Source organism: Jatrophihabitans sp. (assembly GCA_036399055.1).
Classification (GTDB): domain Bacteria; phylum Actinomycetota; class Actinomycetes; order Mycobacteriales; family Jatrophihabitantaceae; genus Jatrophihabitans_A.
This window is the reverse complement of the sequence record DASWNX010000013.1, coordinates 17333-34087: the sequence shown is the minus strand read 5'-3', so window position 1 is coordinate 34087 and position 16755 is coordinate 17333. Positions and strand designations below refer to the sequence as shown.

At 69.7% G+C, this 16755-nt stretch carries 13 protein-coding genes and 1 pseudogene; 9 read left to right on the top strand and 5 right to left on the bottom strand.

The features are described 5' to 3' along the window. Nucleotides 1-112 precede the first annotated feature (112 nt). From VGB75_04020 to VGB75_04005, 4 genes and pseudogenes are all read left to right on the top strand, one after another. A pseudogene (locus VGB75_04020) lies at nt 113-322 on the top strand (DUF664 domain-containing protein). 28 nt (nt 323-350) lie between these two features. Beyond that, nucleotides 351-1556 (top strand): TerD family protein, encoded by a 1206-nt coding sequence (locus VGB75_04015; protein ID HEY0166189.1) that lies wholly within the window; start codon nt 351-353, stop codon nt 1554-1556. A 30-nt stretch (nt 1557-1586) separates the two neighbouring features. Further along, entirely contained in the window at nt 1587-1811 is a 225-nt protein-coding gene (locus tag VGB75_04010) for a TfoX/Sxy family protein (protein HEY0166188.1), read from the top strand. 44 nt (nt 1812-1855) lie between these two features. Then, complete coding sequence (locus VGB75_04005) at nt 1856-2431, top strand: hypothetical protein (protein HEY0166187.1); 576 nt, start codon at nt 1856-1858, stop codon at nt 2429-2431. Between the two features lie 4 nt (nt 2432-2435). Here VGB75_04005 and VGB75_04000 read toward each other — a convergent pair whose 3' ends face one another. The 4 genes from VGB75_04000 to VGB75_03985 all read right to left on the bottom strand — a co-directional run bounded on the left by VGB75_04000 (nt 2436) and on the right by VGB75_03985 (nt 7536). After that, entirely contained in the window at nt 2436-4406 is a 1971-nt protein-coding gene (locus VGB75_04000) for a hydantoinase B/oxoprolinase family protein (GenBank protein HEY0166186.1), read from the bottom strand. A gap of 19 nt (nt 4407-4425) precedes the next feature. Beyond that, a complete protein-coding gene (locus VGB75_03995) occupies nt 4426-6594 on the bottom strand; it encodes a hydantoinase/oxoprolinase family protein (protein HEY0166185.1) in 2169 nt (722 codons plus the stop codon). Nucleotides 6595-6796: 202 nt separating this feature from the next. Then, nucleotides 6797-7270 (bottom strand): hypothetical protein, encoded by a 474-nt coding sequence (locus VGB75_03990; protein ID HEY0166184.1) that lies wholly within the window; start codon nt 7268-7270, stop codon nt 6797-6799. 38 nt (nt 7271-7308) lie between these two features. Then, on the bottom strand, nt 7309-7536 hold the full coding sequence (locus tag VGB75_03985; GenBank protein ID HEY0166183.1) for a hypothetical protein: 228 nt from the start codon (nt 7534-7536) through the stop codon (nt 7309-7311). A gap of 143 nt (nt 7537-7679) precedes the next feature. On the opposite strand from VGB75_03985, the gene VGB75_03980 reads away from it, so the two are divergent. Next, nucleotides 7680-8768: a hypothetical protein gene (locus tag VGB75_03980; protein HEY0166182.1), complete on the top strand. Its 1089-nt coding sequence runs from the start codon at nt 7680-7682 to the stop codon at nt 8766-8768. Nucleotides 8769-8844: 76 nt separating this feature from the next. Here the strand turns inward: VGB75_03980 and VGB75_03975 are convergent, their stop codons facing one another. Next, nucleotides 8845-9954, bottom strand: coding sequence for a TerD family protein (locus VGB75_03975; GenBank protein HEY0166181.1), 1110 nt, complete (start codon nt 9952-9954; stop codon nt 8845-8847). Nucleotides 9955-10096: 142 nt separating this feature from the next. On the opposite strand from VGB75_03975, the gene VGB75_03970 reads away from it, so the two are divergent. The 4 genes from VGB75_03970 (at nt 10097) to VGB75_03955 (ending at nt 16736) form a co-directional block, all read left to right on the top strand. Further along, nucleotides 10097-13876: a LysM peptidoglycan-binding domain-containing protein gene (locus tag VGB75_03970; GenBank protein ID HEY0166180.1), complete on the top strand. Its 3780-nt coding sequence runs from the start codon at nt 10097-10099 to the stop codon at nt 13874-13876. A 323-nt stretch (nt 13877-14199) separates the two neighbouring features. Continuing rightward, nucleotides 14200-15198 carry a beta-ketoacyl-ACP synthase III gene (locus VGB75_03965; protein HEY0166179.1) on the top strand — a complete coding sequence of 333 codons (999 nt, stop codon included), beginning with the start codon at nt 14200-14202 and terminating at the stop codon, nt 15196-15198. Between the two features lie 66 nt (nt 15199-15264). Next, complete coding sequence (locus VGB75_03960; protein ID HEY0166178.1) at nt 15265-15516, top strand: acyl carrier protein; 252 nt, start codon at nt 15265-15267, stop codon at nt 15514-15516. Continuing rightward, complete coding sequence (locus VGB75_03955; protein HEY0166177.1) at nt 15513-16736, top strand: beta-ketoacyl-[acyl-carrier-protein] synthase family protein; 1224 nt, start codon at nt 15513-15515, stop codon at nt 16734-16736. The genes VGB75_03960 and VGB75_03955 overlap by 4 nt, the downstream gene beginning before the upstream one ends. Nucleotides 16737-16755: the final 19 nt, after the last annotated feature.

Sequence of the window (16755 nt, the reverse complement as noted above, 5' to 3'; positions counted from 1 at the left end):
GCCGAGCCCCCACCGGCGAGGACAAGTCCGCGGCGATCTCCGGTTAGCGTGGCCGCATGGACGACACCGCATCGAGCTTGCCGCCGGACTTTGAGACCCCAGCAGCGCGGCCGAGGTCATCGCCGACTACCGCGCCGCGATCGAGGAGAGCAACGAGCTGATCCGCCGCCTCGGTGATCCCGAATCGCCTGTCGTGGCGCCGATCGACGGCGAACACCTCAGCCTGCGCTGGGTGATCGCGCACGCCACCGGCGAGGCCACCCGGCATGCCGGCCACGCCGACATCCTCCGTGAGCTGATCGACGGCGTCACCGGCCGCTGAGCAGACGACTACGGCATCATGAGCACTCATGACGAACATGAGCATGGGCTCCAACATCGCGGTCGGCGCCGCCGCTGTCCGCGCGACGCTCACCTGGGCTGGCGGCCCGGTCGACCTTGACGCCTCGGCGCTGCTGTTGACCCAAGCGGGCAAGGTCCGCTCCGACGCCGATTTCGTCTTCTACAACCAGCCGCAGCACGCCGCGTCCGCGATTCGGCACGTCGGAAAGGCGCCCGGCGCCGACACCCTGGAGATCCGGTTGTCCGGCATCGAGACCGTCATCGACCGGATCGTCCTGGCCGCCTCCGCCGACGGCGGCACATTCGGGCAAGTCCCGCAGTTCGCGCTACGGCTCAGTGACGCCGACACGGGCGCCGAGCTGGCCGTGTTCGCCATGACCGCCACCTCCGAGACCGCGTTCATCGGCGGTGAGCTGTACCGCCGCAACGGGCAGTGGAAGTTCCGGGCGATCGGGCAGGGTTACTCCAGCGGCCTCGCCGGCCTGGCCACCGATTTCGGCATCACGGTCGACGACCAGCCCACACCGGTCGCGGCGCCACCCACGCCTGTCGCGTCCGCAGCGCCAGCAGCGCCAACCAGGCCTGCGGCCCCGCCTACGCCCCCCGCGCCGCCGCCGGCCGCTGCCGTCCCGGTCAACCTCGACAAGGGCAGGGTCGACCTTCGCAAGAATCAGCGCGTCAGCCTCGTCAAGACCGGCGCGCCGCCGCTGAGCTCGGTCGTCATGGGCTTGGGCTGGGACCCGGCGCCCGGGCGGCGCAACATCGACCTCGACGCCTCCGTCATCGCGTTCGACTCGCAGTTCCAGGCGCTGGAGATGGTGTGGTTCAGCCACAAGAAGGCCTTCGGCGGCGCGATAAAGCACTCCGGCGACAACCTCACCGGCCAGGGCGCAGGCGACGATGAGCAGATCAAGATCAACCTAGGCAAGTTGCCGTCGACGGTGACGCACCTGATGTTCACCATCAACTCTTTCCTCGGGCAGAAGTTCACCGAGATCGAGCGGGCCTTCTGCCGCCTGGTCGAGGAGCGGACCAACACCGAACTGGTCCGCTTCGACCTGTCCGACTCCCAGCCGAACACCGGCGTGTTGATGGTGGCGTTGTCACGCACACCGACAGGCGTCTGGGACATGCAGGCGTTGGGTGAATTCTGTGACGGCAAGACAGTGCGCGCCATGGTGGACCCAGCCACAGCGGCGCTACGACGCCTGTGATCCGTCTGCGGCGCGAGCCATAATTCTGCGGTGGCCTACGACGAGGACCTGGCCGACCGCCTCCGGCAGGAGGTCCAAGGCGAGCATGGCGTGTCCGAGAAGCACATGTTCGGCGGCCTGGCGTTCCTGGTCAACGGCAATCTCGCCGTCAGCGTCAGCAGCAAGGGCGGCCTATTGCTTCGGGTAGACCCGGCAGAGACCGAAGCCCTCCTGCGGCAGCCGCCAGGCGGCTCCGGGCGCGGCAGGCGGCGCTAGCCGGCCATGACGAGATGTCCTTCTGCCACAGCCATACTTCTGCCATGACCTCAGACAGGGCGACGCTGCGACTCGAGCCCGCCGTCATGGCCCGCGTCTTCATCGACGGCAACAGAACGCGGTACCCCGAGTCGCCCTTTCTGGACCTGGTGGTCGACGGCCGGTCGGTGCGCTCACTGGCCACCCAGCCGGCTGACGACTTCGTGACAGAGCTGAACCGGCCTTGGCTGGCCGACGTGGCCAACACGGTGGACAGGTTCCTCGGTCGCCGTCCTGACGAGGACCTCGCGCCGGGGCGCATCGCGTTGCTGGTCTGCCCGATGGACGGGGACCTCTGGTGTGGACAGCTCACCGCTTTACTCGACATCGGGGCAGCGGAGGTCTCCTGGTCTGACTTCCGGTGGGAGGACGGCTACTCCGACTCCCGCCGCGAGGAGCGCCTCGACCAGCCCCTCGTCTTCGACCGCGCCCAGTACGAGGCTGTCTTCGCTGACGCCTACCGACGCGTGGCCGCCTTCGCCTACGACGAGCTGGCGCACCGCGGGCGCAGGTTCCTCTGGCCCTGGCAGTGGGGGTGGCGGCTCCCCCCTCGTGAGGGGTGGCCGTCGCCGACGGAGTAGGTCCTCAGACGGTTCCAGGAGCCAGGTGGTCATAGGCCGAGGACTGCGCGCCGCCGGACAGCGTGGCGTAGCCGGGACCTCGGTCGAAGAACGGCGGGTCGGCCGGCCTGGCCGCGGCCAGCTGAGCCCGCAGCTCGGTGGTGGCTGCGGCGTCGACGGCGAGATCCTCCAGCTCGCCGTCCGCGCCGGTCAGCACCACGCCGTAATCCGTCCGGGCCGCCGCTGCCGAGACCTTGCCCCACTGGACGTCACGCAGCACCGCCTCGGGCGCCCGCCGCAGCGGATCGCCCCATCCGCCGCCGCCGGTGGTGCGGATGCGGATCACCTCACCGGCGCGGACCGGCTCGGCGTCGGCCAGGGCGTCCACCACCCGCTCGTTGGGGCCGCCAGGGTCGATCAGGACCGAGAACGGCTGACCGGCCTTGCCGCCCTTGACTCCCCAGCAGGCCAGGATCGACCGGTCCGCGATCGACATGAAATGGCCGTCCTTGAGCATCCGGATGTGCTTGTCGTAGCCGAGGCCGCCGCGGAACTCACCCGGGCCGCCGGAGTCCACCGCCAAGCCCAGTCGCTCGACCAGGAAAGGGAATCGGGCTTCGGTGAACTCGGTCGGCAGGTTGCGCGAGTCCGGCACCACATGGATCGTGTCTTCGCCGTCGGCGTAGTACCGCCCGCCCGAACCGCCGCCGAGCACCTCGCGCATCAGGTAGGGCTGGCCGTCGAAGTCCTCGCCGTAGACCCCGGTGTAGCGGATCGTCTCCTGGTCGGCCGGCATCCGGCCGTCGACCGCCTTGGCCAGCACCCCGGCCAGCACTCCCAGCAGCCGCAGGATGACGAACGTCCGGGCGTTCGTCGGCGCCGGGAACACCGGGGTGAGCAGCGTGCCCGGAGGCGGGAACCGCATCTCGATCAGCGGCACCACCCCCTCGTTGACGTCGAGCTCGGCCATCCGCTCGGGGCTGTCGGCGAGATTGCGCAGCACCGGCGCCAACCACTTCTTCAAGAAGTTGCCGTCGGCGTAGTCGCCGCAGTGGTTGATCGGGCCCTTGGCCTGCGGCGCGGTGCCGTTGAAGTCCAGGATCAGCCTTTCCCCGCCGGAGTCTTGCGCGCCGGTCCGGGTGAGCGTGATGCGCTGGGTGTGCAGCTTCGGCGGCTCCACGCCGTCATGCTCGGCGTAGTCCTCCCAGGTCCAGCTGCCGACCGGGATCTTGGTGAGGATCTCGCGCCGGTAGGTCTCGGTGGTGCGGTCGACGATCTGGTCGAAGCACGCCTCGACGGTGTCGCGGCCATAACGCTCGAACAGCTCCGACAGCCGGCGCGAGCCCATCAGGCACGCCGAGCACTCGGCGTCCAGGTCGGCCGCCAGCGAGTCCGGCATCCGCGAGTTGCGGGTCATGATGGCCAGCGCGGCGCGGTTGGGCACGCCTGCGTCCCAGAGCTTGATCGGCGGCACCATCAAGCCCTCTTCGAAGACACTGGTGGCAGAGCTGGGCATCGACCCGGGAACCGCGCCGCCGATGTCGTCGTGGTGACCGAATGCCTGCACGAACGCCACCACCTCGGGCCCCGTTTCGCCTTGCACGAACACCGGAACCGTCACGCACAGGTCGGGCAGGTGGCCGATGCCGCCTTCGGATAGGTAGACGTCGTTGTGGAAGAACACGTCACCCGGGCGCATCTGGGCAAGCGGGAAGTCCCTGGCGATCGGGTGCACCAGCGCGGAGTAACTGCGCCCGGTCAGCTTGCGCAGCAACCGGTCATGGATGCCGGCCCGGAAGTCGTGCGCGTCGCGGATCATCGGCGAGCGCGAGGTGCGCCCGATGGCCGTCTCGACCTCCTGCTCGACTGCGGCCAGGCTGCCCTGCACGATCTCCAGGACGATCGGGTCCACCGTCGCGCCGCGGTCAGCGGTCAGCGAGTCGGCGGCTGGCACAGCCGAGCTGACGCTCGCCGCGTTCGTGCCTGCTGCGCTCATACTGGCTGCTCCGTCCGGGTCATGCGGTCGGCTCCGTGCCAGCTCCGCGCTCGCTCGGCCGCTCGGCGCTGACGGCCCCGCGATGCTCACTCGCTGTCGCCTCGCGGGTGATCAGCAGGTTGGCGTAGTCGTCCAGCCTGGCGCTGAACCCAGGATGCAGGGGCACCGTCGAGCCGAACTCCTCGATCACCGCCGGACCGGCCAGCACGTCGCCGGGCCCGAGGTCCGCGCGCCAGTACAGCGGCGTCGGCAGGTAGTCCCGTCCGTCGAAGCAGACGTCGCGGGTGCCGGTGCGGGCCCGCTCGACGTCGCCGGCCGGCGCGGCGTGCCGGCGCAGCTCGGGACGCCGGATCGGCCCGATGCCTGAGACCCGCAGGTTGACCCACTCCACCTGCTGGCTGGCCTGTCCACGGAAGTCATAGCCGTACAGGCCGCGGTGCGCGTCGTGGAAGGCCGCCGCGACGCCTGCCAGCGCCTGGTCGGTCAGCTCGCCCTCTTCCACCGGAACCCGGACCTCGAAGGCCTGGCCGAAGTAGCGCAGGTCGGCCGAGCGGAGGAACCGGTGCTGCGGCTGGGCGAAGCCCTCACGCTCCAGCGCGGCGGCGGCCTGGCCGGTGAGCGCGGCGAAGCTGGCGCTGACCTCGGCCGGGTCGAGCTCGGCGTGCTTGGCGACCGCGGTCTGCACGTAGTCGTTCTTGACGTCCACGGTGAGCAGCCCGAACGCCGAGACGTTGCCCGGATCAGGTGGCACCAGCACACCGCGCAGGTTGAGGATGTCGATCAGCCGGCAGAGCAGCAGCGAGCCGGACCCGCCGAAGGTGGTCAGGGTGAACTCGCGGACGTCCAACCCTCGCTGGACGGTGATCTGCCGCAGCGCGTTGGCCTGGTTCCAGGCCGAGATCTCCAGGACCCCGTTGGCGCAGGCCGCCAGCTCCAGCCCCAGCTCGGCGGCCAGCTTGGTGAGCCCGGCCTGGGCGGCAGCGGTGTCGAGCGGGATCTCGCCGCCCAGCAGGTGCGGCGGTATCCGGCCCAGCACCAGATGCGCGTCGGTGATGGTGACGTCGGCGCCCCCGGCGCCGTAGCACAGCGGGCCCGGATCGGCGCCGGCCGACTTCGGGCCGACCTTCAGCGCGCCCTCCGGTGAGATCCAGGCGATCGAGCCGCCGCCGGCGCCGACCGTCACCACATCGATCATCGGGATCTTGGACGGGTAGGCGCCCACGGCGCCCTCGGTGGTCAGGGTCGGCTCGCCGTCCAGCACCACCGAGACGTCGGTCGAGGTGCCGCCGCCGTCACAGGTGAGCACCTGGGCGAAGCCGGCGTTGCGGGCGATCATCGCCGCGCCCAGCGCGCCGGCGGCCGGGCCGGACAGCACCGTGGTGATGGGCTGGTGCACCACCTCGGCCGCCGACAACACCCCGCCGTTGGACTTCATGACGTAGAACGGGACTTCACGCCCGTCGGTGAGGGCGTCCAGGCGCCGCTTGATGGCGCCGACATAACCGGCCACCTTAGGCTTGACCGCCGCGTCCACCAGCGTGGTCATCGACCGCTCGTACTCCCGGTACTCACGCAGCACCTCTGAGGAGATCGAGACGACGGCGGCGGGGTGCTCGGCGGCGAGGATGTCGCGCATCCGCTGCTCGTGCGCGGGGTCAGCGTAGGAGTGCAGGAGGCAGACCCCGATCGTGTCGATGCCTTTGCCTTTGAACCATCGGGCGATCTCGACCGCGCCGGCCTCATCGAAGGGCCGGACCTCCACGCCGGTGTGGTCGAGCCGGCCGCCGACGGTCTTGACCCGGTCGGCCGGGACGATCCGCTCGGGCTTGACCCAGAAGTAACTGTTGCCGTAGCCGTCGGGCACCGACTGCCGGGCGATCTCGAGAATGAACTCATAACCCTCGGAGGCGATGAAGCCGAGCACCCCCACCTTGCCTTCGAGCAGTTGGTTGGTGGCCACCGTGGTGCCATGGCAGACCGCGCTGAGCGCTCGGCTGGCCTGCTCACGCGGGATGCCGAGGATGTCGAGCACCTTGTCGATGCCGGCCAGAAAGCCCTGCGCCGGATCGGCCGGGGTGGAGGCGACCTTGGTGCTGACCAGCTCGCCGGACTCCTCGTCGAAGGCCACCACGTCGGTGAACGTGCCTCCGGTGTCGATGCCGACCCGGATACTCCGCTGCCCAGACATGCCTGAAGTCAACTGTGCCGGCCTGCCCGTTGCTTCGGCGCATTCTGCCTATAACTGACTGATCCGTTGGCACGTGTCCCCCGGCGCAGCCCGATGCGTCTGCGGCCTGCGCTGGCCGCGCACCCGAGGACGGCCGCGTGGCCAGGGCAAGGCGAGACGGCCAGGACAAGGCGAGACGGCCCGCTCAGGAGTGACGGCCGGCTCAGGCTGAGGCGGCGATCCATGCCTCGAGCTGGGCCAGGCTGGTCGAGGGGTCGGCCACCAACGAGGTCAGCGCGTCGTCCGCCTCGAACGCGGTGGACACGGCCGGGCATCGACGGCAGGCCTCGACGCCCTTCTGGTGCCACCACTGGCATTTAGCCCTGAGGTGGCAGCGCGGGACCGCGGCCGTGTCGAGCGTCGGGACCGCGAGGACCACCCGCTCGACCAGACTGCAGTCCGCACCTCGGCGGTTGTGGCAACTGGTGCTGCAGTGCGCGGCGAATCGGAGCACCCGGGTCGGTTCAATGCCCTCGGGTATCTCGCCGAGCACCTCACCGGCTGGCACCGGCTCGGCCAGATAGGCCAGTCCTCCGGTCGCCGCTGACCGCACGCCGAGCACGACCGACTCAGGAGCCTTCGCCACACCGCTCGGACACCAGGTCTGGACCGGCTTGCCGGCCTCCGGTTCGCTCATCTCAGTGCTGTTCGTCGGAGACAAGGCTGTCTCAGCGCTCAGACGCTCGCCTGGTCGATGGCCTCACCCGCGGGGCAGCAAGAGATGGCGCTGGTGTTCTGCGCTTCGATCACTACCGCGTGGTGGAGGTGTGTCTTCAACTGCTCGATCGAGGTGATCCGCTCACTGCTCTGCGGCTGGGCGGTGACAGTGCTGGCCGTCGCCACCCCGCCCACCCCGGCAGCCAGGACGGCTGCGGCTCCGACGACGGCTTTCCGAGTGTTCATCGCGTCTCCTTGGGGCATTTACAAGGTTTGAGGTGGAACACGAAGTTATACCTAGATCGCACTGTCTGACTAGTGGGTTAAAGGACGTTTTCATGCCATTCTGTGCTTTAAGCATTACTCGCCCGCATTGGCCGGAGGAACAGATGATCAGTGAAGAACTCACCCGGTTGGCAGCACGACGGTGGTGGGCGGGTGGAGCTGCCCTCGCCGTCCTGGCGGCCGGCCTGGCCGTAGCCAGCCCAGGGGGCCCAGCCCAGGCTGCCGTCCCCGACAGGTATGGCTTCGTGCTGTGGAATGGCAGCGCGCCGGTGGCTTCTGGCACCTCGCCTGCGGCGACCACGGTGACCGTCCTTTCAGTGGGCCGGTACGCGGTGATATTTCCCGGACAGGCTGCCGCCGGCGGGGTAGTCCATGTGACGGCGGTCAATCCCGCCCCGCACTGGTGCCAGGTGGACAGCTTCGGCCCGTCGGGCTCCGATGAGAAGGCGCTGATCAGTTGCTACCGGGTCGGCGGCGCGCTCGACGCTTCTGCGTTCAGCGCTGTCTTCAGCAGCAGCTCCGGCGGCCCGGCGTCTTCGATCGGGCGGTTCGGCTACGTCGACTCCCAGCCCAGCGGCGCCCTGGTCAGCCAGTACAACTCGGCAGGAGCCGGTAACACCGTGAGCCACACCGCCGTCGGGCAATGGCTGGTCAAGTTCCCCGGCTTGGCCACCCCCGGCCCAGTCGACGGCAGCCTGCAGAGCACCGCGGTCAACCCTCAGACACCGGCCCGCTGCAAGGTGGCCGCCTGGTCCTCTTCCCTCAGCGGTCAAACGGTCAAGGTGAGCTGTTTCAACGCCGGCGGCGCGCCGCTGGACACCCAGTTCACCCTGACCTACCAGTACCAGCGATCCCTGTATGGGGCAGTCGCGCCACCGAAGTACTTCGGTTACCTGTGGAACACCCCGCCACTGGGACCGCCGTCAACTGACTTCAACAGCCAAGTCGGTCCGGGCGCCAACACGATCTCCAGCGGCGGTGTCGGATTGTCTCTCGTCCAATTCCCGATGCTGGCCGCTCCGCCGGACAACGTCGAGGTGACCGCAGCCGGATCGGGCTCGGAGTTCTGCGGCCTGAGTGGGGTCTGGTTCCACAGCGGCGCCGACGTCATCGTGCGTAACGTCAACTGCTTCACCAACGCCGGCGCTGCCGTCAACACCGGATTTCTGATCAGCGCCAATTCTCGCAACTGACTCTCAATGCCGCGAGGCCCAGTGTCGCGGAAGATTCCCTGAAGGATAAGCATCGGCCGGCCACGCCACCGAAAGCTCAGGCGCCGATCATGCGGTCGATCTGACCGCGGATGAGGTCCGCGAGGTCTGGCGTAGCCACCTTCGCCTGCAGGATGTGCTCGTCGCGTCGAGGGTCGGCCGGCTGGAAATCCTGATTGGCCGTAAAGGATTCGACGATCACGAGAACACCGTCGAAGAGAGGGCGAAGCCGCGTGAGCTGCACCTGGCTGTGCGCCAGCTCCATGCGGATCTTTCCGCCCTTTATCTGGAACGTCCTCTTGTCGGTGACGACCACGACGCGGGTGTTGAAGGCGGTGTCCTGAGCGATGGCCAGAGGAACTTCTCCACGGGCCGCCAGGATTCTGCCGATCGCCTGGGCCTCCTTGCCGAAGTCGCGCTCAGCTGATCGTCGCTGCGACTTCTGCTGCGGCGGAGGCGGCTGGAACGCCTGCCGCACCTGACTGGTGATGTCCCCGGTCCGCTGGCCGGTGGCTGCGGAGTCATCGAGCACTGGCGCCTCGCGCCGCGTCGACGGAGGAGGCGGCGGCATCGGCGTCGGCGTCGGCTCAGCCGACGGCGCGGGCGGCGGTGGCCGCGTGGGCGCCGGGGGCGGTGGGGGTGGCGGCGCGGGCGCCTCCTCGACGGTGATGCCGAAATCGGTCGCTATCCCGGCCAGGCCTGCCCGGTATCCCTGGCCCACCGCACGGAACTTCCACGTGCCGGCTCGGCGGTAGAGCTCGCCGCAGATGAAGGCGGTCTCGGCGTTTGCCCGCATCCGAAAGCGCGCCAAGCGCTGACCAGTCAGCGCAGCGGCCATGGACAGCTCCAGACCAGAGATCTGCCCGAAGGTCGCCCCGGTGACTGAAGCGGTGATCATGACCCGGGCGACATCGGCAGGCACCTGGTCCAGCTGGACGTCGATCCGGTCGAACTCCTGGCCCGTCTGCGACCTGGCAAGGTGCACCACGGCGCCGGACGGATGCCGGCGCTGGTTGTAGAAGACGAAGTCTTCATCTGCGCCGACCTTGCCATCGGCCCGCAGCAGCAGAGCGGAGAGGTCCAGATCGGCCGCCCCTGGGGCGTGCGACCAGCGCAACGTCAGCTCCACGGCGGGGGCGTCCACCGGGATGTTGCTGCCCATCTGCATCTCGGTCACGGGCAGATGCTGTCACACGAGCTTCTCGACCCGGTCGCATGCGCAGGTGCGCGCCCGGACGCAAGCCGACGTCGGCCTACGCGTGCGGCCATTCGGCAGCCTGACGCGGGTGGGCCGGGCTATCGTTCGGTCCGTGAAAGCGGAGTGGAAAACGCCGTCCAGTGACGCTGAAGAACCCCCTTCCGTAGGGCAGGAGTCGCTGATCGGCGTCGGAGCGTGGCCAGACGCCGTCACCTCCTACCTGCTCAGCGCCAGCGAGCCCAGCGCCAGTGAGCCCAGCGCCAGCGGACCCGACGCCCGCGATTCCAGCGCCCCCGAGGGGCTGCTGACGCTCGCCGTCACGCTGTCGACTCAGGGTGGGCACTGGCTGCCCGGTCGTGCCGGCTTGGCGGGCATCACCGCGCCCCAGGCCGCCGCGCAGGCTGAGCGGTACCAGCTGATCCGCTCCCAGCTCGATAGCCCAGGGCTCAGCGTCTGGCTGCAGAGCACGCTCAACTCGGGCCTGGCCCTGCCGGTCCTCGACGGGGCGCCGTCGCTGAGGCGCCACGCCGCGGCCGCCGAGCTGTTCGCGGCGGCTGCGGCGACGGCCACGCCACCGAAGCTCACCGGAATCACGACCCTTGGCCAGTTGCTGGACTGCTACGGCCTGCTCCCCCAGCACCTCGCCCCGGCCAACGCCGAGCTGCCGCTGAGCAGCCTGCTGGCGGCCGGCCAAACCCTGGCCGCGTCTGCAGATCAGACCGGGCCGGCAGAGACTCCGGCCGGCACGGCCACCTTGGCCGAGGTGGCAGGCCGACTGTCCAGCACGCCGGAACGGCTGCTGCAGGACAACCGCGGCCTACGGCTAGCCGCTGAGCCGGCCTTCGCGCTGCCAGGGGTCGCAGCGCTGCCTGAGGCCGCCCGCACGCCGTACCAGGTGCGCGCCGGTGACACCTTGGCGACGCTGGCGCGGCGATTCGCCAGCACGCCGCGGGCGATCGTCGCCGACAACGCCACCCGCAGCGCCGCCTTGCCGCCGGGGATTCAGGTCGAGGCGCCGGTCGAGGCGCCGGATGAGGCGCCGGACGAGGCTGCCGCGGACGAGGCGCCGGACGAGGTCGCCGCGGCGAGCACCGTCACGATCGAGGGCGACTCCTTCGAGGCCGTGCGCGCAAGGCTGGCCGCGCAGAACGCCGACATCACGCTAGACGCGGTCGCCGACGCCCTTGACCGGCTGGGCGCCCCGCTCGCCGCCGGCACGGTGCTCAGCTGCCCGCTCGCTGTGCTGGGGAGCGGTCAGGACAGCGATCTCGACCAGGGCGGCGATTCGGGTGTGGACGGCGCCGCCGCGTTGACAGCCGCCCAGATCCAGGCCGAGTACGGCTGCTCGCCCGCCTCGTTCGCCGCCGCCAACGCCGCGGTGCTCGGCGTCCTGCAGCCGGGAGTCCAGCTCAGCCTGAGCGGCGGCGCCACTGTCACCACGGCGCAGCACGACACTCTCAACGCGGTGCTCGGCCGGTTCGCCGAGGCAGGGCTCACCCCCTCGATCGCACAGCTGATGGCCGACAACGCCTCCGCGTCACTGTTCAGGTCCGGCGCGCGGGCGCTGCTGCCGCCACCACCGGTCGTGCTCAGCGCGTCCGGGCAGGTCGCGGGGACGACGGCCGCACCAGCCTTCGAGCTGGCGGTGACCCTGCGGCTGGAGCGGCCGGCGGCCTCCGAGGTTCCGGCTGCGTCATCGGCTCCGGTCGCAGAACCCGGCGCGACGCCGACGCTCGAACGGGCTGACACGGTGGTCCCCCCTCACGAACCCGGCCTGGACGGCGCGGGCTTCGACGCCTTCATCGACGCCTGCCTGCTGGCCCTACCGACCATCCGGCTTGCCACCGACGCCGGCAACCAGCTGTGGGCTGTGTCCTTCGGCAGCCAGGGCATCTCCAGCGTGCGCATCGAGGCGCCGCTGCCGGACGCCGCAGCGCCGGAGGCCCGCGGCCCGCGCGTGTTCGCGTTGCGCCCGCTCTACCCCGATCTCATCGACTTCAGCGCCGAGATCAGACCGGTCACCGAGCTCGGCAGCCTCGGCGTGCCGGTCCTGCAGAGATTTCACCAGGTGGACGTCGAGTCCTGGGCGCGGTCGTTGCTCACCGACCTTGACCGCTATCTCTGCCAGCCGCTCAGCGCCCGAGTGCCCGACGCCGCTGGCGCGGAGCTGTCGGGCATCCGACGGCGTCTGGCCGCTGCCGTCGCCGGCGGCTTGACGCCGCTGACGCCAGGCGAGCCGGAGAGCCCGGCGGCTGACCCGGGACTGCTGAGCGCTCGGGCCGCGCTGACCGGGATAGGCCGGAGCAGCCTGGCCTCGGCGTACGCCACGGTGACCGCCCAGCACCGAGCCGTGGTGGTTTCGCCGTACGGCCGTGACGGCCTGCCTGCGGCCTGGCTGCATGGCACGGTGGCCGCGCCTGGCCGGGCTGACCTTGAGCTCAGTCGGAGTCGGACCGGGCTGGGGCCCTCTGAAGGCTGGTGCGTCTTCGCGCTGACCAGCGCCGACGCGACCGGCGCCAGCACCACGTCGGTGCGCCCTGACCACGTCTTCGACGCCTTCGAGCTCGACTCCCCCGGCCTGGGTGGGTCGGGCGCCGAACCGGTTCTGCTTCGGTTCCTCCGCCCGCTGACCGGCGGCTACCACCCCGAGGCCGCCGTCTCTGCGCTACTGCCGCCGGTCGACGTGCCGGTGCCGCTGCGCGCGCACCCGAGCCCGCCGTCGCTGCGGGCCATGACCGCCACGCCGACGTTCTCAGGCCCGGGACAGCCCACGCTGGACGCGGCGACCCAGTGGACGGCGGGACTCTGCTACACCCATGAGCACGCCGCTCAGGACGTGGTGCGGGTGTCGGTTCCGCACGCGCCCCCAGCGCCAGGGGCGGGCACAGCGGTGGGCGGCAGCACAGCGGTGGGCGGCACAGCGCTGGCTGAAGCGCTCGCGGCCTACACCGCCGCCGCCTGCGACCTGGCCGCGCTGATCGGCGCCGGCGTCCAGCCTGCGGTTGCCGCCGTCGAGGTCCTGCGCGGTAACGCCGCGGCCTCGCTCGTCGAACTCGCCGCAGCGGTGGCCGCGGCCTGGACCGGGCATGGGACCGGGTACCCGGTCAGCGCCGAACCGGCCAGCGCCGAGCCGACCGATTGCTGCCTGCTGCGCGCGGTCTATGCCACCGACCTCGACGGACGGCGGCTGCTTGACCGGCTGGTGGTGCGCCGAGACGGCGTCGAGGACGGCTGGCCGGTGATCACCCTGGTCGACGGGGACGAGCAGGCGCCGCTCACGCCGGGACCGGTCACCGCGGGAAGTCGCGAGTACACCGCTGCCGACCGCCCGGCAGCGCCGGGTCCGATGACGTTGCGGCTGGAGTGGCCGGGTGTCCGCGCGGCGCCTCGTCCTGACGCTCGAGTCAGCGTCAGGGTCGAGCGCAACGCCGAGCTGCGGGCTGGGACGGTGACCTCGCCGGCGCTGGTGCTCAGGTCGCCAGTGAGCCAGCTCGACGTGGCCCGCCCGAGCCTGCGGTGGACCGAGCAGCTGCCGCTGACCGGCGTCGACGTCGCCCAGGCGCTGCAGAACGGCTTCGACGCCCTCTTCGGCGAGCAGCCCGACGGTTATCGGGTGAGCATCGAGGTGAGCTACGCGGCTCCGATCCAGGCCAGTGCCCCGGCAGGCGAGGCCGGCGGGTCGACCTTGGTGCTGCCGGTGCTGATGGCGCCTGAGCTGCTGCTGGCGCCGGACTCGGCGACGACCCTCGCCGCCACGCTGGAGGCATGGCGGCAGGAGAATCAGCCAGCGGCAGCCGGCGCCCAGTGGCGCGTGCGGCTGGCCCTGCTGTCGACACCCGGCGAGCCGCCGCTGCTGGCCTTTGACCAGCTGGTCTATGACATCCCGGGCTGATCAGGGCCTCACGCCGCAACTGAGCATGCTGTCAACAAATCAGCTGACTGCAGCTGTGTACGAATTAGTCAATTTTGTCTGCTCAGCGCAATCGGCCGATCACACTGGGTGCTCAAAACCCATTGGCTACACTCGCACACTCTGTTAATCTATTTATAAAGGACAATCTGGTGGCGTTATGAACTCAGGACCGGCCACTTGATCGGATTCAGGAGCATCATGCACATCGATATTCTTGCCGTGGTCCCGGTTGGCAGACAGATCGTCGAGCAGTCGCTCGTGGTGAGAGATCCACTGGCCTCTGGCTATAACGGCGTCGCGGGGTGAGCCGGGCAGCTGTCGTATGTGGGGTAGGAAGCTATCTACCGCCGAATCTTGTCAGTAACGAAGAACTGGCTGCCCGCGTCGGCAGTTCAGACGAGTGGATCCGCTCGCGCACCGGCATCACCCAGCGGTACTTCGCCACCACCGGCATGGCGACCTCTGACCTTGCGGTGGAGGCCGGCGCGCGGGCGCTGAAGTCATCCGGGGACTCCTCGGTCGATTCCGTGGTGCTGGCGACCGCCACTCCCGATCACCCCTCGCCGGCGACCGCGCCGCTGATCGCGACCAAGCTCGGGCTCACCGGGGTCGGCGCTTATGATCTCGCCGCGGTCTGCAGTGGCTTTGTCTACGCTCTGGCCTCGGCAGCCGGAATGATCGCGATCGGCGCGGCGGACCGAGTGCTGGTCATCGGCGCAGACACCTACTCGAGCGTCCTTGACTTTCAGGACCGCACGACTTCGGTGATCTTCGGTGACGGCGCGGGAGCGGTGGTGCTGCGGGCCGGTGACGCCGAGGAACCAGGCGCCCTGGGCCCCTTCGACCTCGGCAGCGACGGTGAAGGAAGCCACATGATCACCGTTCGCGCCCCCGGCTCGCGACAGCGGCTCTCCGGTGTCCCCGCGGAGCCGCGAGATCAGTACTTCTACATGGAAGGCAAAGAAGTCTTCTGGCGAGCAGTGCAACGCATGGCCGAGTCGACGAAGGCCGTCCTGGCTCAGGCCGGATGGAGCAGCGACGACGTCGACTGGCTCTTCAGCCATCAGGCCAACCTTCGTATCCAGCACAGCCTCGCCGATGTGCTCACCATCTCTCGTGGGCACGTCTTCAGCAACATCGCCGAGGTCGGCAACACCGCCGCCGCGTCCGTCCCGCTCGCGCTGGACCAGGCGCACTCGACAGGTGTGCTGAAAGCCGGAGATCGGGTCCTGCTCACCGCTTTCGGAGGCGGGCTGTCCTGGGGGTCGACCTTACTGCGGTGGCCCGTGCTGCCTCTCTGACCGCGATCACGTGTCGTCAGCCGATAGGCCGCTTCATTCAGCAGGAGCATCTCAAAGGAGCATGACATGACAATGATGTATGACAGGATCGCCGATCTTCTGGTCGAGCACTTCGAGGTAGACCGTTCAGAGCTCAGCCCGGACGTCACCTTCGACGACCTGGGCGTGGACTCCCTCTTCATGGTGGAGATGCTGTTGATCTTGCAGACCGAACTCGGTGTGCAGATCAGCGAGGACGTCGCCGCTCCCGGGGACACCATCGGCCACGCGGCCGAGTCGATCGACAAGCAAGTGGCCGCCGCGGCAGCGCCCTCATGAGTTCCCACGGGGTGGTCGTCACCGGCCTGGGTTTGGTCACTCCGGCGGGAATCGGAGTTCAGCAGACCTGGGACGGCGTGTGCGCCGGCGTGTCGACGGCACGGCGCGACCCCACACTCGCCGGCCTGCCGGTGGACATCTCCTGCACCGTGCCTGATTTCCATCCCGCCACGCACGTCGGACGGCGCAGCAATCTCGTCCACGACCGGTTCGTGCAGCTGGCGATCGTGGCCGCGCGAGAAGCGGTCGCCAACGCCGGGCTCGACCCGCGCAGCTGGGACGGCGCGCGGGTGGGCGTGGTCATCGGGTGCGGCCTGGGCGGGGTGACCACCTGGGAGCGTCAGCACAACGTCATGCGTGAGAAGGGGCCGACCGCGGTGTCGGCGTTGCTGATCCCGATGCTGGTGCCGAACATGGTGGCCGGGCATCTGGCGATGGAGTTCGGCGCGACCGGCCCGAACTTCGTCACCGCGACCGCCTGCGCCTCCGGCGCCACCGCCATCACCAGCGCCTCAGAGCTACTGCGCAACGGAACCTGCGACATCGTGATAGCCGGTGGCAGCGAAGCGGGCGTCACTCCGCTGATCGTCACCGGGTTCGCGCAGATGGGAGCGCTTTCCAGACGGCTGGACGAGCCGGCGGCCGCATCACGTCCCTTCGATCTGGCCAGGGACGGTTTCGTCATCGGCGAAGGCAGCGGCATCCTGGTGCTCGAACGCGAGTCACACGCCCACGCCCGAGGCGCCACCGTGCTTGCCCGACTGGCAGGCCACGGGGCATCAGCGGACGCTCATCACATGACGGCGCCGGACCCGGACGGCGCGGGGGTGCTGAAGGCCCTGGACTCCGCACTCGTTGACGCGGGTGTGAGCGCCGGCGAAGTGGACCACGTCAACGCCCACGGCACCTCCACGCCGCTCAACGACGCGGCCGAGGCGCGGATCCTGCACAAGGTGCTGGGCAGCGGCATCACGGTCACCTCGACCAAGGGCGTGCTGGGCCACAGTCTGGGCGCGACCGGAGCGGTCGAGGCCGCGCTGACGGTGCTGTCGATGTGCCACGCGACGATTCCGCCGACTGCCAACCTGGAGAACCAGGACCCCTCCATCGACCTCGACGTCGTCAGCGGGGCGCCCCGGAGCCAGCGGATCGACGTCGCCGTGAGCACCTCGTTCGGCTTCGGCGGCCAGAACTCGGTGCTGGTCTTCAGCGCTGCCTGACCGCTGCGGCAGCGCTCGG